The sequence below is a fragment of the Mesorhizobium atlanticum genome, assembly GCF_003289965.1.
GTDB lineage: Bacteria > Pseudomonadota > Alphaproteobacteria > Rhizobiales > Rhizobiaceae > Mesorhizobium > Mesorhizobium atlanticum.
Genome location: NZ_QMBQ01000007.1, coordinates 243919 through 268631, shown reverse-complemented (window position 1 = coordinate 268631; position 24713 = coordinate 243919). Strand labels below are relative to the sequence as shown.

Annotated in this window: 19 protein-coding genes and 1 riboswitch; of the genes, 10 read left to right on the top strand and 9 right to left on the bottom strand. The window is 64.7% G+C overall.

The genetic code is table 11. The annotated features are described in order from the left end of the window. The first annotated feature begins 53 nt into the window (after window positions 1–53). Window positions 54–159: riboswitch (TPP riboswitch) on the top strand. Window positions 160–202: 43 nt separating this feature from the next. From thiB to DPM35_RS23910, 4 genes are all read left to right on the top strand, one after another. Then, the gene (gene thiB, locus DPM35_RS23925) at window positions 203–1213 is read left to right on the top strand and encodes a thiamine ABC transporter substrate binding subunit (protein WP_112129668.1); all 1011 of its coding nucleotides are present in this window, start codon (window positions 203–205) and stop codon (window positions 1211–1213) included. Between the two features lie 266 nt (window positions 1214–1479). Continuing rightward, window positions 1480–3096 (top strand): thiamine/thiamine pyrophosphate ABC transporter permease, encoded by a 1617-nt coding sequence (gene thiP, locus DPM35_RS23920; RefSeq protein WP_112129667.1) that lies wholly within the window; start codon window positions 1480–1482, stop codon window positions 3094–3096. After that, window positions 3093–3881 carry a thiamine ABC transporter ATP-binding protein gene (gene thiQ / locus DPM35_RS23915; protein WP_112129666.1) on the top strand — a complete coding sequence of 263 codons (789 nt, stop codon included), beginning with the start codon at window positions 3093–3095 and terminating at the stop codon, window positions 3879–3881. Before thiP ends, thiQ begins: the two co-directional genes overlap by 4 nt. A gap of 153 nt (window positions 3882–4034) precedes the next feature. Further along, window positions 4035–5501: a M48 family metalloprotease gene (locus DPM35_RS23910; RefSeq protein ID WP_112129665.1), complete on the top strand. Its 1467-nt coding sequence runs from the start codon at window positions 4035–4037 to the stop codon at window positions 5499–5501. A gap of 140 nt (window positions 5502–5641) precedes the next feature. On the opposite strand, the gene DPM35_RS23905 is transcribed toward DPM35_RS23910, so the two are convergent. Then, complete coding sequence (locus DPM35_RS23905) at window positions 5642–7579, bottom strand: caspase family protein (RefSeq protein WP_112129664.1); 1938 nt, start codon at window positions 7577–7579, stop codon at window positions 5642–5644. Between the two features lie 171 nt (window positions 7580–7750). Then, a complete protein-coding gene (locus DPM35_RS23900; protein WP_040991742.1) occupies window positions 7751–8614 on the bottom strand; it encodes an RNA polymerase factor sigma-32 in 864 nt (287 codons plus the stop codon). 307 nt (window positions 8615–8921) lie between these two features. On the opposite strand from DPM35_RS23900, the gene DPM35_RS23895 reads away from it, so the two are divergent. The 3 genes from DPM35_RS23895 (at window position 8922) to DPM35_RS23885 (ending at window position 11308) form a co-directional block, all read left to right on the top strand. Next, window positions 8922–9695 (top strand): amino acid ABC transporter substrate-binding protein, encoded by a 774-nt coding sequence (locus tag DPM35_RS23895; protein ID WP_112129663.1) that lies wholly within the window; start codon window positions 8922–8924, stop codon window positions 9693–9695. Window positions 9696–9857: 162 nt separating this feature from the next. Continuing rightward, window positions 9858–10538, top strand: coding sequence for an ABC transporter permease subunit (locus tag DPM35_RS23890; protein ID WP_112129662.1), 681 nt, complete (start codon window positions 9858–9860; stop codon window positions 10536–10538). Continuing rightward, window positions 10535–11308 carry an amino acid ABC transporter ATP-binding protein gene (locus tag DPM35_RS23885; RefSeq protein WP_112129661.1) on the top strand — a complete coding sequence of 258 codons (774 nt, stop codon included), beginning with the start codon at window positions 10535–10537 and terminating at the stop codon, window positions 11306–11308. Before DPM35_RS23890 ends, DPM35_RS23885 begins: the two co-directional genes overlap by 4 nt. Window positions 11309–11381: 73 nt before the next feature. On the opposite strand, the gene DPM35_RS23880 is transcribed toward DPM35_RS23885, so the two are convergent. The 6 genes from DPM35_RS23880 to DPM35_RS23855 all read right to left on the bottom strand — a co-directional run bounded on the left by DPM35_RS23880 (window position 11382) and on the right by DPM35_RS23855 (window position 19472). Then, complete coding sequence (locus DPM35_RS23880) at window positions 11382–11963, bottom strand: CarD family transcriptional regulator (RefSeq protein ID WP_095816705.1); 582 nt, start codon at window positions 11961–11963, stop codon at window positions 11382–11384. 374 nt (window positions 11964–12337) lie between these two features. Next, on the bottom strand, window positions 12338–12676 hold the full coding sequence (fdxA, locus tag DPM35_RS23875; protein WP_112129660.1) for a ferredoxin FdxA: 339 nt from the start codon (window positions 12674–12676) through the stop codon (window positions 12338–12340). A gap of 202 nt (window positions 12677–12878) precedes the next feature. Beyond that, window positions 12879–13265 (bottom strand): RNA-binding S4 domain-containing protein, encoded by a 387-nt coding sequence (locus tag DPM35_RS23870; RefSeq protein WP_112129659.1) that lies wholly within the window; start codon window positions 13263–13265, stop codon window positions 12879–12881. 70 nt (window positions 13266–13335) lie between these two features. Continuing rightward, a complete protein-coding gene (locus DPM35_RS23865) occupies window positions 13336–16680 on the bottom strand; it encodes a helicase-related protein (protein WP_112129658.1) in 3345 nt (1114 codons plus the stop codon). A 759-nt stretch (window positions 16681–17439) separates the two neighbouring features. Further along, the gene (phbB, locus tag DPM35_RS23860) at window positions 17440–18165 is read right to left on the bottom strand and encodes an acetoacetyl-CoA reductase (protein ID WP_112129657.1); all 726 of its coding nucleotides are present in this window, start codon (window positions 18163–18165) and stop codon (window positions 17440–17442) included. 122 nt (window positions 18166–18287) lie between these two features. Beyond that, window positions 18288–19472, bottom strand: a complete 1185-nt coding sequence (locus DPM35_RS23855; protein ID WP_112129656.1) for an acetyl-CoA C-acetyltransferase — start codon at window positions 19470–19472, stop codon at window positions 18288–18290. Between the two features lie 306 nt (window positions 19473–19778). On the opposite strand from DPM35_RS23855, the gene phaR reads away from it, so the two are divergent. Beyond that, the gene (gene phaR / locus DPM35_RS23850; protein WP_112129655.1) at window positions 19779–20372 is read left to right on the top strand and encodes a polyhydroxyalkanoate synthesis repressor PhaR; all 594 of its coding nucleotides are present in this window, start codon (window positions 19779–19781) and stop codon (window positions 20370–20372) included. Between the two features lie 253 nt (window positions 20373–20625). On the opposite strand, the gene DPM35_RS23845 is transcribed toward phaR, so the two are convergent. Continuing rightward, entirely contained in the window at window positions 20626–21771 is a 1146-nt protein-coding gene (locus DPM35_RS23845) for a citrate synthase (RefSeq protein WP_112129654.1), read from the bottom strand. 92 nt (window positions 21772–21863) lie between these two features. Here DPM35_RS23845 and DPM35_RS23840 point away from each other — a divergent pair, with 92 nt between their 5' ends. Beyond that, entirely contained in the window at window positions 21864–22949 is a 1086-nt protein-coding gene (locus DPM35_RS23840; RefSeq protein WP_112129653.1) for a citrate synthase/methylcitrate synthase, read from the top strand. A 517-nt stretch (window positions 22950–23466) separates the two neighbouring features. After that, entirely contained in the window at window positions 23467–24597 is a 1131-nt protein-coding gene (locus DPM35_RS23835) for a patatin-like phospholipase family protein (RefSeq protein ID WP_112129771.1), read from the top strand. The last annotated feature ends 116 nt before the right edge of the window (window positions 24598–24713 follow it).

The following is a 24713-nucleotide window of genomic DNA, read 5'->3' as shown; positions in this document are numbered from 1 at the left end:
GCTGCCCGGCAAACTTCCGCTTGCGCGCCGCTTCGGCCGGGCCTATCTGTCGAAACGCTCTAACGGGGTGCCGGACGTGATCCGGCTGAGAGGCAATCAAGCCAACCCGCTGAACCTGATCCGGTTTGTACCGGCGGAGGGATTAGACGTTTCGGACCATCCGGCGCCTCAATTCCTTGTCACTCGAACGTAGGAGGCGCCGATGCGCGCGATATTGTCCAAGCTCATTCTCGCAGCCGGTCTTGTTTCGCTTGTGGCGGGCGTTGCGCCCGCCGCCGCGAAGGACAAGCTCACCGTCTACACCTATGAAAGCTTCACCGCCGATTGGGGGCCAGGCCCGGCCGTCAAGAAGGAATTCGAGGCCGAGTGCGGCTGCGACCTCGAATTCGTCTCGGTCGCCGATGGCGTCGCCCTACTCAACCGCGTGAAGCTCGAAGGCGCCGGCACCAAGGCCGATATCGTGCTCGGCCTCGACACCAATCTGACGGCGGACGCCAAGGCGAGCGGCCTGTTCGCGCCGCATGGCGAAGTCTCGGGCATCAATGTGCCCGGCGGCTGGAGCGACGACACTTTCGTCCCCTTCGACTATGGCTATTTCGCCGTCGTCTATGACACGCAGAAGCTAAAAGTCCCGCCGAAAAGCCTGAAGGACCTGGTGGAAGGCAGCGGCACCGACAAGATCGTCATCCAGGATCCGCGCACCTCGACGCCCGGCCTCGGCCTGCTGCTCTGGGTCAAGTCGGTCTATGGCGACAAAGCTCCCGAGGCCTGGGCCAAGCTCAAGCCGAAAGTGCTGACGGTGACCCCCGGCTGGAGCGAGGCTTATGGCCTGTTCACCAAGGGCGAAGCGCCGATGGTGCTCTCCTACACCACGTCGCCGGCCTATCACATGGTGGCCGAGAACACCGAGCGCTACCAGGCAGCTTCTTTCGAGGAAGGCGAATACCTGCAGATCGAGGTTGCCGGCATCACCACGACCGGCGCGAAGAACCCGCTGGCACAAAAATTCATCGCCTTCATGACCGGGCCGAAATTCCAGGACGTCATTCCGGAAACCAACTGGATGTTCCCGGCCGGCAAGACCGACAAGCCGCTCAACCCGGCCTTCGAAAAGCTGGTGAAGCCGACGAAGACCTTGCTGTTCAGCCCGGAAGAAGTGGCGGCCAACCGCAAGGCGTGGGTGGATGAGTGGCTGGCGGTGATGAGCAAGTAGGGTTGCGATGCTTGCGCCAACGCCCCCCTCTCTGTCCTGCCCCTCCTTCGCAGCAGCTGCGCTGCAGCTACGGAGGGCGAACCGGACATCTCCCTCTCAAGGGGGGAGATTGGCAGCTTTGGCGCCTTGCTCAATCCTGCGGCGTTGGAGATTCGCGAAAGCCGGCGCCACATCTCATCTCCCCCCTTGTGGGGGAGATGTCCGGCAGGACAGAGGGGGGCGCGAAGGAACGCGGCGTTCGCTAGTGCAAGCCCAAGTGGTGCAGCGTGCACGCTGCGCGTGACGGCCGCGTAACCGCCGGCATAGTCGCGCTCGCCTCAATCGCGCTGCTCATCGGCGGCGCCTTTGCCGGCCTCATTGTCGAAGGCGCGCACGATCTCTCCGGCGCAGCCGCTGCCTTCGACAGCTACCTCCTGCGTGTCGCGCGCTTCACGCTGTGGCAAGCATTGCTCTCGACGCTGCTGTCGGTCGCGCCAGCGCTCCTGGTGGCACGTGCTTTGTCGAGACATCCGGCCTTTCCAGGTCGCCGCCTGATCCTGCAGCTGTTCACCGTGCCGCTGGCATTGCCGGCCATCGTCGCCGCGCTCGGCATCCTGGCGCTCTACGGCCGTGCCGGCTACTTTGCCGGCGCTTTCGCCAGGCTCGGCGCGGGAGAGTGGCCCGGCATCTACGGCCTCTCCGGCATCCTTGTCGCGCATGTCTTCTTCAATCTGCCTTTGGCCACGCGTCTGTTCCTCGAGGCGCTGGGCACGATTCCCGCCGACCAGTGGCGGCTGGCGAGCCAACTCGGCATGGGCGCACGGCCGGCCTTCCGGCTGATCGAATGGCCGGTGCTGCGCGCGGCCCTGCCGGGGGTTGCCGGGCTGGTGTTCATGCTCTGCATCACGTCCTTCACAGTCGTGCTGACGTTGGGCGGCGGTCCGGCGGCGACGACGCTGGAGGTCGCCATCTATCAGGCGCTGCGCTTCGACTTCGACCCGGCCCGAGCTGTGGTGCTGACGCTGCTGCAGATCGCGCTCACCTTCGTCGTGGTCGCAGCGCTTACACGGATCGGCGCCAACACGGTCGGCGATGCCAATCTGCCGGTGGCGCCGCGCCGTTACCTATCGGCGGGCCGGAGCGAAAGCGTGCTGAATGCCGGCCTCATCGCGCTCGCCCTGCTGTTCGTCGCCGGACCGATGGTAGCGACGGTGGTTTCGGGCCTTCAGGCCGATCTCGGCCGATTGGCGGGCGAGGAAGCGGTGCGCCGCGCGACGCTCACCAGCGCCGGTCTCGCCTTGCTCGCGGCGCTGCTCAGCGTGTCGCTGTCGCTGGCGTTGATCGCGGCGCGGCGCACGCTGGCGCTGCGGCGCAGGGCCGGCGGCGCCATGTCGCTGCTCGAACATGCCGCCGACACCGGCGCCGGTTTCGTGCTCGTCGTGCCGCCGATCGTGCTTGGCGCCGGCTGGTTCCTGGCGCTGCGCAACATCACCGATGTCTTTGCCGTCGCGCCGGTCATGGTCGTCGCCGTCAACGCCGTGATGGCAATGCCCTTCGCGGTCCGCGCCATTCGCCCGGCCTATGACGCGGCAAGCGAACGCCATGAGCGGCTTTGCCTGGCGCTCGGCATATCCGGCTGGACCCGGCTCAGCCTGATCGACTGGCCATCGCTCAGGCGGCCGCTCGCGACCGGCTTCGCCTTCGCCATGGCGCTGTCGCTCGGGGATCTCGGCGTGATAGCGCTCTTCGGCAGCGATTCCGTGCAGACGTTGCCCTATCTTCTGCTCGCGCGGATGGGCAGCTACCGGACCGCGGACGCCGCGGGACTTGCCTTGCTGCTCGGCTTCGTTTGCCTGATGCTGGTCGTTGTCGCCGATTGGCTGGGGCGGGAAGCAAAAGCATGACATCGACAGACAACGGCATCGCGGCAGGAAAGGCGCTGACCGTCGCACTCGAAGACGTGTCGTTCAGCTATGGCGAATCTTCCTTCCGCTTCAATGCCGAGTTCGCGGCCGGCAGGATCACCGCGATCATGGGGCCGAGCGGTTCCGGCAAGTCGACACTGCTCAATCTGATAGCCGGCTTCGAATCACCCGTTGCCGGCAAGGTGCTGATCGGCGGCATCGATCTTGGCAACCTGCCGCCCTCGGCGCGACCGGTGTCGATGGTGTTCCAGGAAAACAACCTGTTCGCCCATCTTACGGTCGAAGCCAATGTAGGGCTCGGCCGCTCGCCGTCGCTGAAACTCGGCGCTGCCGATCGCGCCGCCGTCGCCGGGGCGCTTGCGCGTGTCGGCCTTGCCGGCAAGGAAAAGCGGCTGCCGCGCGAGCTCTCCGGCGGCGAAAGGCAGCGCGTGGCGCTGGCGCGGGTGCTGCTGCGCGACCGGCCTGTATTGCTGCTCGACGAACCTTTCGCGTCGCTCGGCCCGGCGCTGCGCGAGGACATGCTCGACCTTCTCGCCGGCATCCATGCCGAGCGTAAAATGACGGTGCTGTTCGTCACCCATCAGCCGGAAGATGCGCGCCGCATCGGTCAGGACGTGGCATTTCTCGATGAAGGCCGGATCGCGGCGACCGGACCGGCCGAGGATTTCTTCGATCGGTCTGGACCGGATGCGTTCCGGCGCTATATCGGCGATCGAGGCGGCACCGTTGCCGGATCACAACATATTGCCCGGAAGCCGACATAATTTACGGTCAAACCGGCAACGGGTGATCCGGCGTTTGCTTGCCTTGTCCGGGGGAGTATGGCTAGGTCCGGCCATGCTGGTCCGGCGGGGCCGTGATTTGCCGAAAGATTTCGAAAGGAAGCCGATCTGTCGACCGGCGCTGAGAAAGTGTGGATGAGGCCGCTTGCACGATTTTTCGCGCTGGCAAGCGTTGCCGTGCTGGCAAGTTGCCAGATGCTCACGCCGCCGGACGTGCAGGAGAGCGGCTTTCAGCCTTCCGACAAGCCGATCACCGTCGACAATGTCGTCGCCAACGCCAAGCTCGCCGAAATGGCGAAGGCGCAGCATCCGCGCATTCTCGCCACCTATGGCGGTGAATATTCCGACCCGAAGCTCGAACGCATGGTGGCCAAGGTCGTCGGCAATCTGACGGTGGTGTCGGCCAACCCGACCCAGACCTACCGCATTACCATCCTCAACTCCCCCAACGTCAACGCCTTCGCCCTGCCGGGCGGCTATCTCTATGTGACGCGCGGGCTGCTGGCGCTGGCCAATGATTCCTCCGAGCTTGCCGCCGTCATCGCGCACGAGATGGGCCACGTTACCGCGAATCACGGGCTGCAGCGGCAGCAACTCGAAGCCGAGGAAGGTCTGGCGACCAAAGTGGTGTCCGATGTGCTCGGCGACAGCCCGACCGCCAAGGCCGCGCTCATCCGCGGCAAGCTGAGGCTCGCGCAGTTCTCGCGCAACCAGGAACTGCAGGCCGACGCCATCGGCATCAAGTCCATCGGCGAGGCGGGCTACGATCCCTATGCCGCCGGCCGCTTCCTGCAGTCGATGTCGGCCTATACCGATTTCCGCTCGGTCAGCGGCGCCACCGACGCCAGCCTCGACTTCCTGGCGACGCATCCCAACACGCCGCAGCGCATCGAATTGGCGCAGCGCCTTGCGCGCAATTTCGGCCCGCCCGGCGTCGGCACGCGCGACCGCGATGCATTTCTGGCTGGCATAGACGGCCTGCTCTACGGCGACACGCCGGAAGAGGGCTATGTGCGCGGCCAGACCTTCATGCACCCCAATCTCGGTGTCTCCTTCACCGTGCCGGACGGTTTCGTCATCGACAATTCGGCGGCCGCCGTCACCGCGACCGGGCCGGGCGACATCGCCATCCGTTTCGACGGCGTGGCGATCGACAAGTCGGTGTCGCTCACCGATTACATCCGCAGCGGCTGGGTGGCGGGGCTCGAAGACGCCAGCGTGCGTCAGGACACGGTCAACGGCAACGAGGCGGCGATGGCGCATGCCAGCGCGCAAGGCTGGCAGTTCGACATCGCGGTGATCCGCGCCGGCGGGCAGGTCTACCGGCTGCTGACGGCCGCGCCCTCGGCCAGCGCGTCGCTGGATCCGGTGGCGCGCTCGGTCAGCGGCTCCTTCCGCGTGCTGAGTCCGGCCGAGAAGGCGGCGCTGAAGCCCCTGCATATCCGGGTCGTCACCGTCCAGGCCGGCCAGACGATGGGCTCGCTCGCCGCGCAGATGGTCGGCGTCGATCGCAAGCTCGATCTGTTCAGGGTGCTCAACGCCATGTCGCCGGGCGCCAGCGTATCGGCCGGCGACAAGGTCAAGATCGTCACGGACAAGTAAGGCCCTGCAGGTCGCTATTGGCGGCGGCCGCTTTCAAGTGGCGGCATGGCCACCGCAGTCACTTTCCGCTCTCGGACCATTTTTGCGAGGTTGGCGACGGCAGCAGTACCTTTCGTCGCTGCTGCCGTCGCTGGCGTTAATCAGCCATCGCTGTTATCACCCCGGGATTGCGGATGATCGTGGTCGCCGCTACTACCGCGCCAGGGCACCGGTCCGATCGGGTCCTTTGGCGTGGTGATCGTCGGCGGCGGCGCTTCTGGCGGGGGAGTGCGGATGATCTTTACCTTCGTGATCACTTTCGTCACCACCTTGGGCTTACACACTGCGAGCGTTGGGGTGTTTTGCTTGGGTGAAAGCCCGAGAATGGCCATCGAATAGGCCTCTTGCCGGTCGATGCCGGCTTTGAGGAAAGCCAGAGCGCGCGCCGGGTCGGCGGGCACGCCGTTGCGGCCTTGCTTGAAGATCAGCGCCAGATCGTTCATGGCGCCGACATGCCCCATCGCTGCCGCCTTAAGCAGCAGGTCCAGCCCCTTGCCGGTATCGCGCTGGACGCCTACACCATCGAACAAGGCGCGCCCCCAGGCGGTCATGGCGTAGGGATCTCCCTTGTCCGACGCCTGCGCATAGAAGCTGTTCGCTTTCGTAATATCCGGGGCCGCCCCTATTCCGGAGGCCGCGATGTAACCAAGCTCATACACAGCGCGGACGTGGCCTTTGTCCGCGGCGTCCTGGATCGCCTGCCTTGCTTCGTCGATCCTGCCTGACGCCAGCAGCGCTCGCCCAAGTTCGTAACGGAAGCGCGCAATGTCGGGGTAGGCCTTCACGGCCGCCCCGCAGGACTCAACAGCCTCGCTGCCGATCTCACTCGGCAACTTGCCGGAGGCGATGCCCTGCAGGTCGAGCGGCTCGCCCGCGGCCTGATCGCATGGATCGACGTTCGGCGACAGCTTCACCGTCGCCTGCTTCGATACGTTGCCGACGCGGATCTGGAGGCCGACCTCGACGGGAGCCGCCGAACCGACCTGCGGCTCGTAGCGCAGATTGTCGACCTCGGCGGCCATCAGGTTCGATTGCGGCGGCAGGACGCGATCTGGCAGCGACAGCGTTCCGGTCGCCGGGTAGCTCGCAAGCTTCATACTGATCGAGGCATCCTTGGCCGGAAAATCCAGTTTCAGGGGAACGGGGCCAACGCCGACCGGGACGCCGATGTCACGATTTCCAATCGCTTCGGCGGCCGCGGCGGCCTGGATCCCGCGCTCCGCCGTCTGCTGGCTCTGCTGGGCGTCGGCCGGGGGCAGGGCCGGTGGCTCCGCCTCGCGCATCAGCACCACGTCGTCGATCAGGGAAGAGTTCTCCCACGGAACCTGCTTGCCGTTGGTGGCCTTGACCACGTCGCGGCGGACGGCGGCCATGACCGAGCGTATCTCCTGGTTCGGCGCCAGCGCGCGGCGGGAGAAGGACGACGAAAACGGGCTGAGGTCGCCAGAGCCGTCATAGGCGACGGCGCCCGGCTCGGTCGCGAAGGCAATCAGCGTGTTCTGTGAACCGCTGACCTGCGCGAGGCCGGTGCCGCCTGCGACGATCAACTGATCGCGCAGCCAATAGTCCTTGCGCGGAAAAGGATTGTTGCGACAGGCATCGAGGATGATCATCTGGATCTTCGATTTCGAGCGCAGCTGCTGCAGTATGTCATCGACCTTGATGGCTTGAACTTCCATGTCGGCCGCGTCCTTCAGCGACGCGTCCACCGGAATCAGGAAATTCTCGCCGCCGATCTGGAAGCCGTGGCCGGAATAATAGACGACCGCCAGATCGGCGCCGTCTGCCGCCGCCAGATAGTTGCGGAACTGCTCTTCGAACTGAAGCCTGGTCAAGTCCTTCGCAGCGAACACCTCGAAGCCGGCCAGCCGGAATGTCTTCGACACGTCCTCGGCGTCCTTGTCCGGATTCTTGAGCGCAGGGATCTCGCGGTATTCGGAATTGCCGATGACAAGGGCAACCCTTCGATCGGCCTGCGCTTCGAATGTCGTAAAACCCGCGAGGATCAAGGCTGCAAGGAATACGCAACAACGCAGCATGGCAAATCCCCCATCCGTTACGGTCTGGAGGCTTCAAGAAGGCCAATTGCGATGCAATGGTCTGTTAAAGACCTCACAATCCAGCGGTATGGATGAAGGAAAATCGCCCCGTTGGCTATATTTTCTTATTTACTAAATTACCCGTCGCCGGACTCGAGTGGCAGTTTGCCGTCAGGCGGCTTCTGCCAAAAATTCCGGGTTCTGCTTCACCAGGGCCAGCTTCAGCTTTTCCATAGCGCGGGCCTCGATCTGGCGGACGCGCTCCTTGGAGATGCCGAGCTGCTCGCCCAGCGATTCCAGCGTAGCGCCGTCATCGCTCAGCCTGCGCTCCTCGATGATGCGCAGCTCGCGGGCGTTGAGCGCGCCAAGCGCGCTCTTCAGCCAGACGGCGCGGCGCTGGACATCGATCCGTTCGCCGACGATCTCGTCCGGCAGCGGGTCTTCGGAGACCAGGAAGTCCATCCGCTCGGCGGCGCCGTTCTCGTCGGCCAAAGGCGCGTTGAGCGAACTGTCGGGTGAGGACAGGCGTGAGTCCATCATCGCCACGTCGGCTTCGGGAACGCCGAGCGCCGCCGAGACCTCACGGTAGAGCGAGGCATTGGAGAGCGGCTCGGCGCCGTTGGCCAGCCGTGCGCGCAAGCGCCTCAGATTGAAGAACAGCGCCTTCTGCGCCGAGCTGGTGCCGCCGCGCACGATCGACCAGTTGCGCAGGATGTAATCCTGCATCGAGGCGCGGATCCACCAGGTGGCATAGGTCGAGAAGCGCACTTCGCGCGCGGGCTCGAAACGAGCCGCCGCCTCGAGGAGGCCGACATGGCCTTCCTGGATCAGGTCGCCGAGCGGCAGGCCGTAGTGGCGGAATTTCGAGGCCATGGAGATGACCAGGCGCATATGGGCGACGGTAATCCGATGCAGGGCGTGCTGGTCGTTCTCTTCCTTCCAGCGCAGCGCAAGCACGTGCTCCTCGTCGCGCTCGAGATAGGGAGCCTTCATTGCCGCCCGGACCAGGGTCCGTCCTGCCGCGTCCTCGATCATGTCGGCTCCTGTTGGCGGTGATTGCGCTTACGACGGTTGAAAAGACGCCGCCGCGCCCTACAACAGCCATGCAACGTGTCAGGCGCATGGAAGGTTCCGCCGCCCGAGGGGGCAAACGTTGCCGGCGGGAACATTCCGTTAGCGGGCCCCAAAATGCCGCTTGGCGGATTATCGGGCGATTTTGAGAATCAGATTTCTGAGGAGACAGATTTTTGAAATCTGGTTCCTTATTTTGCGACCTTCTATCTGTCAGTTTCCGGCTCTCACAATCGGACCGGGCCACCGGTCAAAACGGGATCACAGAAAAATGAAATGGCTTAAATCGCTCCTCATCGCCGGAACGCTGCAGGTTCTGGCGGTCGCCGCCGGCCATGCCGGCGCCAATCTCGACCAGATCAAGCAGGCCGGCGTGCTCAAGGTCGGCACTGAAGGCACCTATGCGCCCTTCACCTATCATGACGAATCCAACGCGCTGGTCGGCTTCGATGTCGAGATCGCCAAGGCGATCGGCGAGAAGCTCGGCGTCAAGGTCGAGTTCCTGGAAGGCAAGTGGGACGGTCTGATCGCAGGCCTCGACGCCAACCGCTACGACGCCGTCATCAACGAGGTCGGCATCACCGACGCCCGCAAGGCCAAGTATGATTTCTCCGATCCCTATATCGCCTCGAAGGCGGTGCTGATCGTGCGCGGCGACGACACCGACATCAAGACCTTCGCCGACCTCAAGGGCAAGAAGGCCGCGCAGTCGCTGACCTCGAATTTCGCCAAGCTCGCCGAGAAGAACGGCGCCGAACTGGTCGGCACCGACGGCTTCGATCAGTCGATCCAGCTTCTGCTCACCGGCCGCGCGGACGCCACCATCAACGACAGCCTGTCCTTCCTGGACTTCAAGAAGCACAAGCCGGACGCCAATGTGAAGATCGCCGCGCAGGAAGAGAATGCCGACTATTCCGGCGTCATCGTGCGCAAGGGCGATCCGGAACTGGTCGCGGCCATCAACAAGGCGCTGGCCGACATCAAGGCCGACGGCACCTACAAGAAGATCGCCGACAAGTATTTCGGCCAAGACGTTTCGAAGTAAACCGAACAGTCTTTTGCCTGAATGCCGGCGGGTCGTCGAAGACGGCCCGCCATTTTTTGCACGACATTCATCGGGGCCGTCTTTGACGGCTCGCCGGTTTTTGCATGATAGTCAGTCCATACGGGGGAACGCGCCGCCGTATCTGGAAGGGAGAAGCGCCCCGTGCCGCATTGGCTGCAATTGATGCTGGAGTCGCTGCCGACACTGTTGTGGGCGGCACTCATCTTCACCGTGCCGCTCACTCTTCTGTCCTTCGCGCTGGGGCTCGTCGCCGGACTGGCGACGGCGCTGATCAGGCTGTTCGGCCCGAAACCGCTGGTCGCGCTGGTGCGCTTCTATGTCTGGATCTTCCGCGGCACGCCGCTGCTGGTCCAGCTGTTCCTGATCTTCTACGGCCTGCCGTCTGTCGGCATCCTGCTCGATGCCTTCCCCGCGGCGCTGATCGGCTTCACGCTCAACATCGGCGCCTACACGTCGGAGATCATCCGCGCCGTCATCGGCTCGGTGCCGAAGGGCCAGTGGGAGGCGTCCTACTCGATCGGCATGACCTGGGCCCAGGCGATGCGGCGCACGATCCTTCCACAAGCGGGGCGCGTCGCGGTGCCGCCGCTCTCCAACACCTTCATCTCGCTGGTCAAGGACACCTCGCTCGCGGCAGCCATCACCGTGCCGGAGATGTTCCAGGCCGCGCAGCGCATCGTCGCCACCACCTACGAGCCGCTGATCCTCTATGTCGAGGCGGCCGCACTCTATCTCGTGCTGAGTTCGGTGCTGTCGGCGCTGCAGGCGCGGCTGGAGGTGCGGCTCAACCGTTATGGCGGCTTCCTGGAGGCGAACGCATGATCGGCCTCACCAATATCGAGAAGCGTTTTGGCGACAATCTTGTCCTGAAGGGCGTCACCGTCAGCATCGACGAAGGCAGCGTCACGGCGCTGGTCGGCCCTTCCGGCGGGGGCAAGAGCACGCTGCTGCGTTGCATCAACCTGCTGGAGATCCCGACTTCCGGTTCCTTGCGCATCGGCGACGAGACGCTTGCGTTCCATCCGGGCGGCAAGGTGCCTGCAAAAGATATCCAGCGCATCCGCCTGCAGACCGGCATGGTGTTCCAGAACTTCCAGCTCTTCCCGCATCGCACGGCAATCGAGAATGTCATGGAAGGGCTGGTGACGGTGCTGAAATGGCCCGAGCCGAGGGCGCGCGAGCGAGCGATGGCGCTGCTCGAGAAGGTCGGGATGGCGCACAAGGCCGATGCCTGGCCGGCGACGCTGTCGGGCGGCCAGCAGCAGCGCGTGGCCATCGCCCGCGCGCTGGCGCCGTCGCCGCGCGTCCTGCTCTGCGACGAGCCGACCTCGGCGCTCGATCCGGAACTGGCGCAGGAAGTGGTCGACGTGCTCGGGCAGCTTGCGCGCGAGGGCACGACCATGGTGATGGCCACGCATGATCTCAGGCTCGCCTCCAAGATCGCGCAGGAGGTCGTCTTCCTCGATGCCGGCGCGATCGTCGAGAAGGGGCCGGCCTCGGTCGTGTTCGACAATCCGGAGCGCGAGCGGACGAAACGCTTCATTGCCTCGCTGCGCCAGGAAGAGGCGCAGAAGGAAGGTGGCGGCGCGTAACCTTCGGCAGGCTCTTCAGAAACAAAAAACCCGGCGCGAGGCCGGGTTCTTCGTAACTTAAAGGCGAAAAAGCTCAGGCAGCTTCTTCCTGTTCGGATTCTTCGTTGTCGGCCTTGGCGCCGCGCTTCGGGCCCTTGTTGAGGTTGACCTCGATGAGGCGCACCGCCTCGGTCTCCGACATGCGGTTCACCGCGGCGATCTCGCGGGCCATGCGGTCGAGCGCGGCTTCATAGAGCTGACGCTCGGAATAGGACTGCTCCGGCTGGTTGTCGGCGCGGTAGAGGTCGCGCACGACTTCCGAGATCGAGATCAGGTCGCCGGAATTGATCTTGGCATCATATTCCTGGGCGCGGCGCGACCACATGGTGCGCTTGATGCGGGCGCGGCCCTGCACGACCTTCAGCGCGCGGTCGACATAATCCTCTTCCGACAGCTTGCGCATGCCGATCGAGGTCGCCTTGGCGACCGGCACCTTCAGCCGCATCTTGTCCTTCTGGAAATCGATGACGAACAGTTCCAGCTTGTGACCCGCAACTTCCTGCTCGTCGATCGCCACGATCTGGCCGACGCCATGCGCCGGATAGACGATGAACTCGCCGGTCTTGAACCCGTGGCGGGCCGCGGTGGACTTCTTCTGCGGGGTGATCGTTGCCATTACGCCCTGAACTCCTTAGTTGTGCCGCCGGCATCATGCCGGCGCGAACCCATGGGGCCGGCGATAGCCGACCGTTAGCCGTCGCAACAGGATGAACCCACCGGAAAAGCAGGGGACCGGCATATCGCACAAATGCGACTGCCTGCCCCAGATCGCTCTGGTCCGGACTTAAAAGCTCACCTTTCAGTGATTTGGGGCGTTAGCGCCATAAATCGACGTCGTGTCACCGGCATGTTTCGCTCATGTAACACAAAAAGTCGGAAGAATCAAGGTTTTGCTGCGTTCGCTAACGCCAAGCAAAGCCCCTGCCTGTCAAGACAGTATTTGTATCGGCCCCGTTACGCGGCGTCATGCCAGCGCTATCGGCCTCTTTATCAATCACCCTCGCCGGGCTCGGCCGAGAAATATTTCTCGAACTTCCCGGTCTCGCCGTCGAAGGTCTTGGCGTCGGCCGGCGGTTCTTTCTTGGCCGTGATGTTCGGCCATTTCTCGGCGTATTCGGCGTTGATCTGCAACCATTTGTCGAGACCGCCCTCGGTGTCCGGCTTGATCGCGTCCGCCGGGCATTCGGGCTCGCACACGCCGCAGTCGATGCACTCGTCGGGATGGATGACGAGCATGTTCTCGCCCTCGTAGAAACAGTCGACCGGACAGACCTCGATGCAGTCCATGTATTTGCATTTGATGCAATTGTCGGTCACGACATAGGTCATTGCAGGCTCCGGAACGTCCCATTTTGTTGGGCTTTTTGGCTGAGGTAACGCCTTTGCCCGCCGCATGCAAGGGCAGGGGTTGCCGGCGGAGCCGGAGGGCCGGAAAGGAATTCCGGCCGGAAGAGCGGATCGAGGTCACCGAGCCTGATCGCCGCGCAGGTTTCGCGGAATTGCTCCGGCTACGCCCCGGGTCGGTTGTGTCTCAATCGTCGCCGAGCAGGCGGTCGGTCTGGCGGCGCTCGCGTTTGGTCGGGCGGCCGCTGCCGGCCTCGCGCAGTGCCGGAATGGCGTCCGCAACGGCCTCGCCTTTGGGCGTCGGTGCCGGCGACATGTCCTCGTAAAGCAGGCGCGCTTCATCGGCCGGCCCGCGCTGCGTGCCGCAATCCAGCACTTTCCAGACCAGGATACGGCCCTCGAGCGTGATGGTGAGCACGTCGCCGGGCTTCACCAGATCGGAGGCCTGCGCTGCTTTGTCGCGATTGATGCGGACGCGTCCGGCGACGACGACCTTCGCCGCCAGCGAGCGCGATTTCACCGCGCGCGAGAAGAACAGCCATTTGTCGATGCGCTGGCGGCCTTCTCCAACCATCGGGACTAGCTTTGTTTGAACATGATCTTACCCGAAAACCGGTTCCCACTTTTCGGGATCATGCTCTAGTCTACTTTTTCAGCTGGTCGCGCAAGGCGGCGAGCTTGGCGAAGGGCGAATCCGGATCGAAGCGCTGCGGACGCTCTTCGCGCGGCTTGCCCTGGAAGGACGGCTTGCCGCCCGGAGCGTTGCCCTTGCCGTCCTGCCGGTTGCCCTTCCAGTCAGGCCGGCCGTCGCGGCGGCCCCCCTCGTGGCGATCCGGGCGCTCGCCTTGCGGCCTGCCTTCGCGGCGTTCACCGCCCTCGCGGCGGTCGCCCGCATCCGGTCTCGGCTTGAATTTCGAGCGGTCGAAGCGCGGCTTGCCGGCGCCGTCGCGCTGCTCGCGGCGGCCTTCATGGGCCGGCCGGTCGCCGGGCTGGCCGCCCGTGGCGCCCGCCTGGCCGTCGCGCGCCGGCTGACCACCGCGCTGACGATTGTCGCGACGGTTGTCGTGGCGCTGGCGTGGGCGCTGATGATCGAAACGCGCCTGGCGCCACAGAAGGACAGGCTTCGGTTCTTCAGCCTCGGCCGGGATTTCGCTTGCCTTACCCTCCCCCGTCGAGGGGGAGGCAAGGGCGTCGACGCCTGCGGCCGACTCGGTCGCTGCAGCAATGTCCACCACTGCGGTCTCTTCCGCAGCCGGAGCCTCTTCCGTGACCTCGACCGGAACCTCTGCCGGCTCTCCCGCAACAGGTTCCGCTGCCACTTCCGCGACGGCTTCAGCCGGAGCTTCGGCTACGGGTTCGACGGCGGCCGGCTCCGAACCCTCGGCCGATGTCTCGGCAACCGTGTCCGTCGTCGCAACTTCGGCCGCCGCTGCCTGCGCGGCACGCGCCGCTTCTTCCGCGGCGAGCTTGGCCGCGGCCGCTTCGCGGGCGGCGTCGTCCAGCGCGTCGAGCTTCGCCTTCACTTCGGCGGCGGGCTTCGCCTCGGAGCGATAGCCGAGACCCTTGAGGATCTCTTCCATATCGTCGGCGGTGGCGCCGAGTATCGACATCATCGGCGGCGTCACCATGAAGGCGTGGCCGTCATAGGCGCCGTCGGGACGCTGGCCGAGGCCGGGCTTCCAGTTGGTCGCCGGGCGGATGAGGTCGGCAAGCCGTTCGAGGATATCGACGCGCACGGCGCGACGGCCGAGATTGCGATAGCCGGCGAGCTTGTAGAAGGTCTTGTCGAAAGCCGGGTCGATGACGACCGAGGTGCGGCCGGAAGCCAGCGCATGCACCACATCGCCGAAGCCCGGATTGTCCTTGCCGTCGTTCTTCAGCGCCCATAGCAAGGTCACCAGACCGGCCGGAGCCGGCTTGATCAGCGCCGGCACGAAGACATGGTAGGCGCCGAAGCGCACGCCGAGCCGGCGCAGCGCGGCGCGGCCTTCCTGATCGAGCGACTTCATCTCCTCGGCGATGTCGCGGCGATTGATCAGGCCGAAATGCTCGACGAGCTGGAACGCGATGCCGCGCGCGATACCGGTGAGCTGGTCGGCATTCTTCAAATCGACCAGGGGCTTCAGCAGCGACTCGATCTGGAAATTGACGAAACGCTCGGCGCGCGCCGCGACCTTGTCGCGGGCAGGGCCGGTCAGCTGCTCGTCGGCAAGCAGGACAAGGCGCGGCTTCAGCGCCTCGTCGCCTCCGACCAGCGTGCCGATCGGCGCGCCGATCCAGCGCAGGACGCCGTCGGAGCCCAAGGCCAAGTCGCCATTGGCGCAGGCGGCAAAGCGTTCGGCGCGCGCGTCGAACTCGGCCGCGAGCGCCTTCTGGGCGGCGGTGCGCACCGCCTTGGCGTCCTCGCCGCCGGCGCTCTGGTCGGCGGTGAAGCGGAACCCCTGCAACTCGCCGACATGATGGCCTTCGACGAGGACGGTTCCGGTTGGGCTGATTTCGGCTTCAGGCATGGTATTTTCTCTAAGGCGCCGCATGAGGACGGAAGTCCTGCGGTCTACGAAGCGTTTCGTCAACCGCTCATGCAGCGCATCCGACAATCTGTCTTCGATTTCGCGCGTCTTTTCCTGCCAGTGTAGCTGATCGGCCAGCCATCCAGGGCGGTTGGAGACGAAAGTCCAGGTGCGGATCTGCGCGATCCGGTGCGAGAGCGTGTCGATATCGCCTTCCGTCGTGTCGGCGCGTCGCACCTGCTCGGCCATGTAATTCTCATCGACATGGCCATGGCGCGCAAGGTCCATATAGATGGAGGCGATGAGATCGGCGTGCTGGGCCGGCGCGATCTTGCGGTAGTCGGGGAGCGCGCAGGCTTCCCACAGCAGCGCGACACGCTCCTTGCCGGTGGCCAAAGCGCGGATGTCGCCGTCCTTCGACAGATGCTCCAGCGCCTGCGCGTCGACAGCCGGCAGCGCGCGGGTCAGCCCCTCGACCGGCGCGTTCGTCTCGGTCGAGCGCTTGAGCGCGTCGAGGCTGGAAAAATCGAAATCGGCAGTGCGCCATTGCAGCACCTTCACCGGGTCGAAGTCGTGCGCCTCGATCTTGGCGACCAGGTCCTCGTCGAACGGGTCGACCTGGCCGGTGACGCCGAACGTGCCGTCGCGCAGGTGCCGGCCGGCACGTCCGGCGATCTGGCCGAGCTCGGCGGCGCTGAGGTTGCGGTATTGGTAACCATCGAACTTGCGGTTCTGGGCGAAGGCGACGTGCTCGAGGTCGAGGTTAAGCCCCATGCCGATGGCGTCGGTTGCGACGAGATAGTCGACATCGCCGGACTGGAAGATCTCCACCTGCGCGTTGCGGGTGCGTGGGCTAAGCGCGCCGAGCACGACGGCCGCACCCCCCTGCTGGCGGCGGATCAGCTCGGCGATGGCATAGACCTCGTCGGCCGAGAAAGCGACGATCGCCGTGCGCCGCGGCAGCCGGGTGAGCTTCTTCGAGCCGGCATAGGCAAGATGCGAAAGCCTGGGCCGCGTCACCACCGACACGCCCTTCAAGAGCTTCTGCAGGATGCCATGCATGGTGGCCGCGCCCAGCAGCAGCGTTTCCTGGCGGCCGCGCAGATGCAGGATGCGATCGGTGAAGATATGGCCACGCTCGAGGTCGCCGGCGAGCTGCACTTCGTCGATGGCGACGAAGGCGGCGTCGGTCTCGCGCGGCATCGCTTCGACGGTGCAGACCGAATATCTCGCGCCGGCAGGAACGATCTTCTCCTCGCCGGTGATCAGCGCCACCTTGTGGGCGCCGACCTTTTCGCAGACGCGCGCATAGACCTCGCGGGCGAGCAGCCGGAGCGGCAGGCCGATTATGCCGGTCTCATGTGCAACCATGCGCTCGATGGCGAGATGGGTCTTGCCGGTGTTGGTGGGGCCGAGCACGGCCGTCACGTCGCGGCCCGAAAGGATCAGCGGCTGGGAGTGTTTCGGCTGGATATTCATCGGCTCGGAAATAAGTGTTTCTGCCGCCTTGATTGTTTAAGCATGATCTTTCTCCGAAAACCGGTTTCCACTTTTCGGGATCACGCTTTTGGTCGGAAGCGCGACGGCGCCGCCGCGTGTGACAGCCGACACATAGGGATTTAGGACGCCGAGCGAAAGCGGAATGTTCTTTTGGGGCAGGCGGGAATCGGCGGACCCGGTCAAAACCGCCTGTCGTTAACGGCTGGAACGAGTCTGGAACGAATCAGCGACGAATCGCTGACTCGTTCTGATTCAGGTTTTGTTCACGGCTATATGTGGATTTTTTGACGGTGAGTCTCACCACATGCTGAATCGGCAAACTGGCCCGATTCATGCCTTGCCTCCGCCGGGATCGAGCCGCCGTTAACTTTTGCCGGTGAACGGTCACTGTCGATTCGAGGCTGTCGTCAAGGTTATGAATTTGTTGATTTTTCTTAATCGCTTTTAACGATTTGGGTAACGTTTTCGCCCTCCGCCGTTAACTTCTCGGCCAAAGCCAGAACGAATCGGCGACGAATCAGAGATGCAGGAAGTTTCCCGGTTTGTTCACCCCTAGATATGGTGTTATCCACAGCTTGCCCACCGAGGATTCACAGTTTGTCAGAGGGGTTGTGCACAGAGCGCGGCCGGGCCGTTAACTTTTGCGTCCCGAATTGAGGCAAGGTGTCGCGCCGCCCTGGCCGAGAGGGCGGCCCCGGTACCGGGCCGCCCTGGCAATACTGTCAGGCGATGACACTGTCAGGCGAAGTACTGGCCGCCATTGGCGGTGATGGTCGAGCCGGTGATGAAGCCGGCCTCGTCGGAGGCCAGGAAGACGACGCAGCGCGCGATCTCTTCCGGTTCGCCGAGGCGGCCGACCGGAATCTGAGGAATGATGCGCTCGTTGAGCACTTTCTCGTCGATCGCCTTGACCATCTCGGTCGCGATATAGCCCGGGCAGATGACGTTGACGGTGATGCCGGCGCGGGCCCCTTCCTGCGCCAACGCCTTGGAGAAGCCGATGTCGCCGGCCTTGGCGGCGGAGTAGTTGGCCTGGCCGGCCTGGCCCTTCTGGCCGTTGATCGAGGAAATGGTGATGACGCGGCCGAACTTGCGGTCGCGCATGCCGCTCCACAAAGGATGCGTCATGTTGAAGACGCCGGAGAGGTTGGTGTCGATCACTTCCTTCCACTGCGCGGGCGTCATCTTGTGGAACATGGCGTCGCGGGTGATGCCGGCATTGTTGACCAGCACGCCGATCGGGCCGAGATCGGCTTCGATCTGCTTGATGCCGGCGGCGCAGGCATCGTAGTCCGCGACGGACCATTTGTAGACCGGGATGCCGGTCTCGGCCTTGAATTTCCGGGCCGCCTCGTCATTGCCGGCATAGTTGGCCGCGACCGAATAGCCGGCGTTCTTCAAGGCGACCGATATCGCAGCACCAATGCCGCGCGATCCGCCGGTGACGATTGCTACTTTGCTCATGTGGTCCTCCCTTTGAAATCGTCTGAGCGAATAGGGAGTGGCGAATAGCGAGTAGGGATTTGATGTCCCGCCGCGCGCGTCGCTTTTTCTCCCCTATTCGCTACTCCCTATCTGCTGTTCGCTCACAGCGCTTCCACGCACATGGCGACGCCCATGCCGCCGCCGATGCACAGCGTGGCAAGGCCCTTCCTGGCGCCGCGGCGGCGCATCTCGTAGACCAGCGTGTTGAAGATGCGGGCGCCGGACGCGCCGATCGGATGGCCGATGGCGATGGCGCCGCCGTTGACGTTGACGATCGAGGGGTCCCAGCCCATGCCCTGGTTGACGGCGCAGGCCTGCGCGGCGAAGGCTTCGTTGGCCTCGACGAGATCGAGGTCCTTGACCGACCAGCCGGCCTTCTCCAGCGCCCGCTTCGAGGCGGGAATAGGTCCGGTGCCCATGATCGCCGGGTCGACGCCGGCGGTCGCCCATGAAGCGATGCGCACCAGCGGGGTGATGCCGCGGCGGGCGGCCTCGGCCTCGGTCATCAGCAGCGCGCCGGCGGCGCCGTCATTGATTCCGGAAGCGTTCGCGGCGGTGACCGTGCCGTCCTTGTCGAAGGCCGGCTTCAGCTTGGTCATGGCGTCGAGCGTTGCGCCGTGGCGGATATACTCGTCCTGGTCGACGACTGTGTCGCCCTTCTTGCCCTTGATGGTGAAGGCGACGATCTCGTCCTTGAACCTGCCGGCCTTCTGCGCCGCCTCGGCCTTGTTCTGCGAGGCAAGCGCGAACTCGTCCTGGGTTTCGCGGGTGATCTGGAACTGGCGGGCGACGTTCTCGGCGGTGTTGCCCATGTGGTAGCCGTTGAAGGCGTCCCACAGGCCGTCCTTGATCATGGTGTCGATCATCTTGTAGTCGCCCATCTTGACGCCGGCGCGCAGGTGCTCGGCATGCGGCGACAGCGACATCGATTCCTGGCCGCCGGCGATGATCACCTTGGCGTCGCCGGCGGCGATCTGCTGCATGCCGAGCGCGATGGCGCGCAGGCCCGAGCCGCAGACCTGGTTGAGGCCCCAGGCGGTGGTCTCCTTCGGCAGGCCGGCATTGATCGAGGCCTGGCGGGCCGGGTTCTGCCCCTGAGCGGCGGTCAGCACCTGGCCGAGGATGACCTCGTCGACTTCCGCGGCCTCGACGCTCGCGCGGGCGAGCAGTTCCTTGATGACCACGGCGCCGAGCTCATGCGCCGGCGTGGCGGCGAAACTGCCGTTGAAGGAGCCGACCGCGGTGCGGGCGGCGCTGGCGACGACGATTGAATTGGAAGCGGCCATTTTCTTCTCCAGACTTCGAGGTGTCGTACTTTAGGTTATCGTTGAAGACTTTTCTTGCCCGTTCAATGATCTGAGTCAAACCGGAAATGGGCATGGCCGCCATGCGAGGCAAGCAGAGCGCGCGCCAGTCGCGGTAACGTGACGTCGGTCGCGCGGCGGATTTTGCAAGGGCTGTGCAGCATTAATTGATGCCGCAGTGCACAAACCGCTTGGAATTGTGACGCTTTTGCGCGTATCCTCGATAGAGGGCGCAATCGTTACCGGCCGCTTACTCCTAGAGGTGCCGGTGTCCTGGGGAGGATACGGATGGCCGCAAAAGACGACCCGATCGTCATCAAGAAATATGCCAACCGCCGGCTCTACAATACCGGCACAAGCACCTATGTGACGCTCGAGGACTTGGCCGAGATGGTCAAGAAGGGCGAGGAATTCACAGTCCAGGACGCAAAGACCGGCGACGACATCACGCATCCGGTGCTGACGCAGATCATTTTCGAGCTGGAGAACAAGGACGGGCAGAACATGCTGCCGATCCCGTTCCTGCGACAGCTCATCTCCTTCTACGGCGATCAGATGCAGATGATCGTGCCGAGCTTCCTCGAACAGTCGATGATCGCCTTCTCCAAGGAGCAGGAGCGGTTTCGCGAGCAGATGAAGGGCGCCTTCGGCAAGACGCCGATCGACATGATGAAGACGCCGATGAAGGCGCTCGAGGAACAGACGCGCCGCAATGTCGAGATGTTCCAGAACGCTATGCGCATGTTCACGCCGTTTCCGCCCGCCGGCAGCAATGCCGCGGCCCCGGCCGAGCCGCCGAAGAAGGAAGAGAAGTCCGACGATCTGCAGGAATTGAAGGCGCAGATCGCGGCCATGCAGCGCAAGCTCGACACGATGTCTTAAGGTATGCCGCCGTTTGGCGGCGATCGCGAACGGTGGAGATTGGCGCAAAGGCCTATCCCTTCGTCATCCTCGGGCTTGACCCGAGGATCCATTCCGTGACGTCTGCCGGGGGCCGCAGCGGTGCAGAATTCTGTAGATGTTCGCAACGCCTTAACGTCACGGAATGGATTCTAGGGTCTGCGCGCGTCGCTTTGCTTCTTGCTCCGCCCTAGAATGACGACCTCAAACGTGTTTCGGCTAATCTGCAAGGCCGTCATCCCATGCTAATAGGCCCGTCGTAGCGGGCGCGGGGCCTGATCAGCCGGTTGCTGGTCACCTGCTCGATGGCATGCGCGGTCCAGCCGACGCTGCGGCCGAGCGCGAACAGGCGGAAGGGCGCGTCGGCGGGCAGGCGCAGGCTGCGCGTTATAGCGGCCAAAGCAAAGTCGATATTGGGATGCAGGCCGGTCGCGGCAAGGACCGCCTTGCGCAGCCGCGACAGCCCGTCGTCGATCTCGAGGCCGGAGAAGACGCTCTCGGCGCGCGGGTCGCCTTCCGGATAGAGCGGATGGCCAAAGCCCGGCAGCGGCCGGTCATGGGCCAGCCAGCGGGCGATCGCTTCGTCCGCGCCCAGCCGCTCCGCATCCTCGACCAGCGCGATCGCCGCGGCACCCGCGCCGCCGTGGCGCGGGCCGGTAAGCGTCGCCAGACCTGCGAGCAGGCAGGCGGCGATCGGCGCGCCGGTGGAGGCCGCGACGCGGGCGGCGAAGGTCGAGGCGTTGAGCTCGTGATCGGCCAAAAGCACCAGCGCCTTGCGGATGAGGTCGGCGCCGGGGGCTTCCACCGACCAGCCCTGCGCCAGCCTTGCATGCACGGGTTCGGAGCCTGGCGTCGCCCCGAGTGCGGTGGCCAGCGCGCTGGTCGCGGCGGCGCCGTCCTGCTGCAGCATGGCCGGCCTGCGGCCGAGGGAGGACCAGCCTTCGGCCGCGAGCGCCGAGAGCCTGGCGAAAGCTGTCGGCGTGCCGCTCTGCCGGGCGGCCGACGGCGTCAGCGAGGCGAACGACACCGGACGGTCGGAAGCCCACAGGAGTTCGGCGGTCTCCTCCAATGTCGCCGTCGCCGAAAGCTTCACCGCATCCTTGCCGCGATAGATCAGACGGCCATGCAGCACAGTCGAGATCGACGTGGCGATGGCCGGTTCACCCCAGGCGATGGCGCTTTCGGCGATCGCCTGCGGGCTCCGTCCGCGGTCGCGGCGCGTGGCAAGTGCTGCGATGTCGTCGGCGCGGTACTGGCTGCGGCGCGGGTCGGCGTCGTCCGGCTTCATGCCGATGCGGCCGCGGCTGACATAGGCATAGAGCGTCTGCGGCCGGATATTCAGCCGCTCCAGCGCTTGCTCCCGCGTCAGCCACTCCGTCATTTGCCGCCGCCTTACATTGATTATCTTGATCAAGATTGATGCATTGATTTCGCAGCATTAATTGCAATGCGCGAAAGGTCAAGGAGACGATCATGGCGAATGGGCTCGATGATGTTGTGGCGGCCGACACCGTGCTTTCCGATGTCGACGGTGTGGGCGGGCACCTGACCATCCGCGGCCATTCGCTGGCGGAACTGGTCGGCCGCTGGCGCTACGCGCAGGTGGTGCGCCTGCTGTTCGACGGCTTCTTCGACGATCTTCCCGGCGACGGCGAACTGGAGAAGGCGATCGGCGAGGCGCGGGTGGAGGTATTTGAGCGTGTGAAACCGATGCTTGCGCAGCTCGCGCCACTGGACATCTACAGCGGCATGCGGGCCGGCATGACCGTGCTGCCGGACGGCGACGGACTTGATGACGCGCTCAGGCTCATCGCGGCGCCGGCGGTGCTGACGCCGGCCCTGCTGCGGCTTGGCCGGGGCGAGACGCCGATCGCTCCCGACGCAAAAGCCGATCATGCCGGCGATATGCTCAGGATGTTGGCCGGTAGCGCCTCGCCGTCGCTTGCCAGGGCACTGGACAGCTATCTGGTGACGGTCTGCGACCACGGGCTCAATGCCTCGACCTTCGCGACCCGCGTGGTGGCCTCGACGCAGGCCGGGCTGACGTCGGCGATCCTGGCCGGGCTCGGCGCGCTCAAAGGCCCGCTGCACGGCGGCGCGCCGGGACCGGTGATCGAGATGCTTGACGCCATCGAGGCCAGCGGCGACGCCACCGCATGGCTCAGCAATGAGATCGCGCATGGCGAGCGCATCATGGGCTTCGGCCATCGCATCTACCGCGTGCGCGATCCGCGCGCCGACGCGCTGAAGGCGGTCGTGCGGCAGCTCGCTTCCCGCAACGAGACCGGCAGCCGGCTGGCCTTCGCCGAGACGGTGGAGCAGGCCGCGCTCGAGGTGCTCAGGATCGCCAAGCCGCAACGCTCGATCCAGACCAATGTCGAGTTCTACACCGCGCTTCTGCTCGAAGCGGTCGGCTTCCCGAAAGAGGCTTTCTCCAACGTCTTTGCCGCCGGCCGCGTCGCCGGCTGGATCGCGCATGCACGCGAGCAGCAGGCGACCGGGCGGCTGATCAGGCCGCAGTCGCGCTATGTCGGGCCGGTGCCCGATCTGGTGGCCTGAGCTGGTTCCTCGCCCACTTTTGTCTACGGCATGCACACATTTCTAAGCGGTCGGTCTTTGGCGATAGCGTTCATGGCAGCTTGGCGCACGCATTGTCCAAGGTAGCGCTGGTCGACCCCCACTCCGTCTCGGCTTCGCCGAGCCACCTCTCCCCCGTTCGACGGGGTAGAGCAGAGGCGTCAAGCCTTTGCCGTCAGCGCTTGTCCAGCAAGGCTCCCTTCCTTTCCCTCCGGAGGGGGGAAAGGTGGCGCTGCGAAGCAGCGACGGATTGGGGGAACCACATGGCAATCAAGCCGCGGCCTGATCAGTGACGCCAGTCACAGAAGATGTGTGTCCCTAGCTACTTTCGTGGGGCGAGGAAAGGAGCTTTCATGACCGAAATTTCATGTGATCACGCTTGTGTGTTCGTGTTCTTGCCTTGGTTCGCCCTTATATGCTGCACTGCAACATAGGCTGACCGTGCCGGCTCCGTCCAAATGACGTGGCGGCAGGCCGGCGCATCAAGACAAGGAACGCCATGGCGAAGAACGGCAAGGCGGAGGAAAAGAAGAAGATCAACATCGCGCTTCAGGGCGGCGGCTCGCATGGCGCCTTCTCCTGGGGCGTGCTCGACCGCCTGCTCGAGGATGGGCGGCTGGAGATCGCGGCGGTGTCCGGCACCAGCGCCGGCGCCATGAACGCGGTGGCGCTGGCCGACGGTTTTGTCCGGGGCGGCGTGGAAGGCGCGCGAAAAAAGCTCGAAGATTTCTGGCGGGCGGTGGCCTCGAAGGGCCGTTTCAGCCCGGTACAGCGCATGCCGTGGGACATCGCGTGGGGCAACTGGTCGATCGAGAACACGCCGGGCTATCTCTTCTTCGACACGATGTCGCGGGTGTTCTCGCCCTATGTCGCCAATCCGCTCGGCCTCAACCCGCTGCGCGATGTGGTCGCGAAGGAGATCGACTTCAGCAATGTGCGCGCCTGCAAGTCGATGGAGTTGTTCATCTCGGCGACCAATGTCGAGACCGGACAGCTACGCGTTTTCTCCGACGGTGAGATCGACCTCGACACGGTGATGGCGTCGGCCTGCCTTCCGCAATTGTTCCGCGCCGTCGAGATAAAGGGCGTGCCCTATTGGGATGGCGGCTATGGCGGCAATCCGGCGCTCTTTCCGTTCTTCAAGGCGGCGGCCACCGAGGATGTGCTCCTGGTGCAGATCAACCCCGTGGTGCGCGAAGGCACGCCGAAAAGCGCCAATGAGATTCAGAACCGCATCGACGAGATCACCTTCAATGCCGGGCTGCTGCGCGAATTCCGCTCGATCGCCTTCGTCAAGGAACTGATCGCGGCCGGGCGGCTGCCGCATGGCGAATATCGTGACATCCGCATGCACCGCATCGATGCCGACGAGGCGTTCAAGGACCTCTCGGCGTCGTCCAAGGTCAATGCCGAATGGGCTTTCATCGCCTATCTGCGCGACCTTGGCCGAAGTGCCGCCAGCGACTGGCTGGAAGAGAATTACGACGCCGTCGGGCAACGGGCCACGCTCGATCTCTCGGGTGAGCTCGATGACGGCTTCAAGCCGTTGCGCGGCCCAGCGCCGGGGCGCCGCGTCAAGGAATTCCTCGCCGCGCACATCAAGCCGGAGTCGGCGCGACGTCGGGCTTAGAGCGGCCTCGCTGCCTGTCAGCAAGTCCACCTTGACTGTCAGCATCTTCCCCAGCGGAACCGGCGGGCGCTGGATCATGCCCGCGGCGCGATGTAGTCTTACCTGAACGTAAAGGG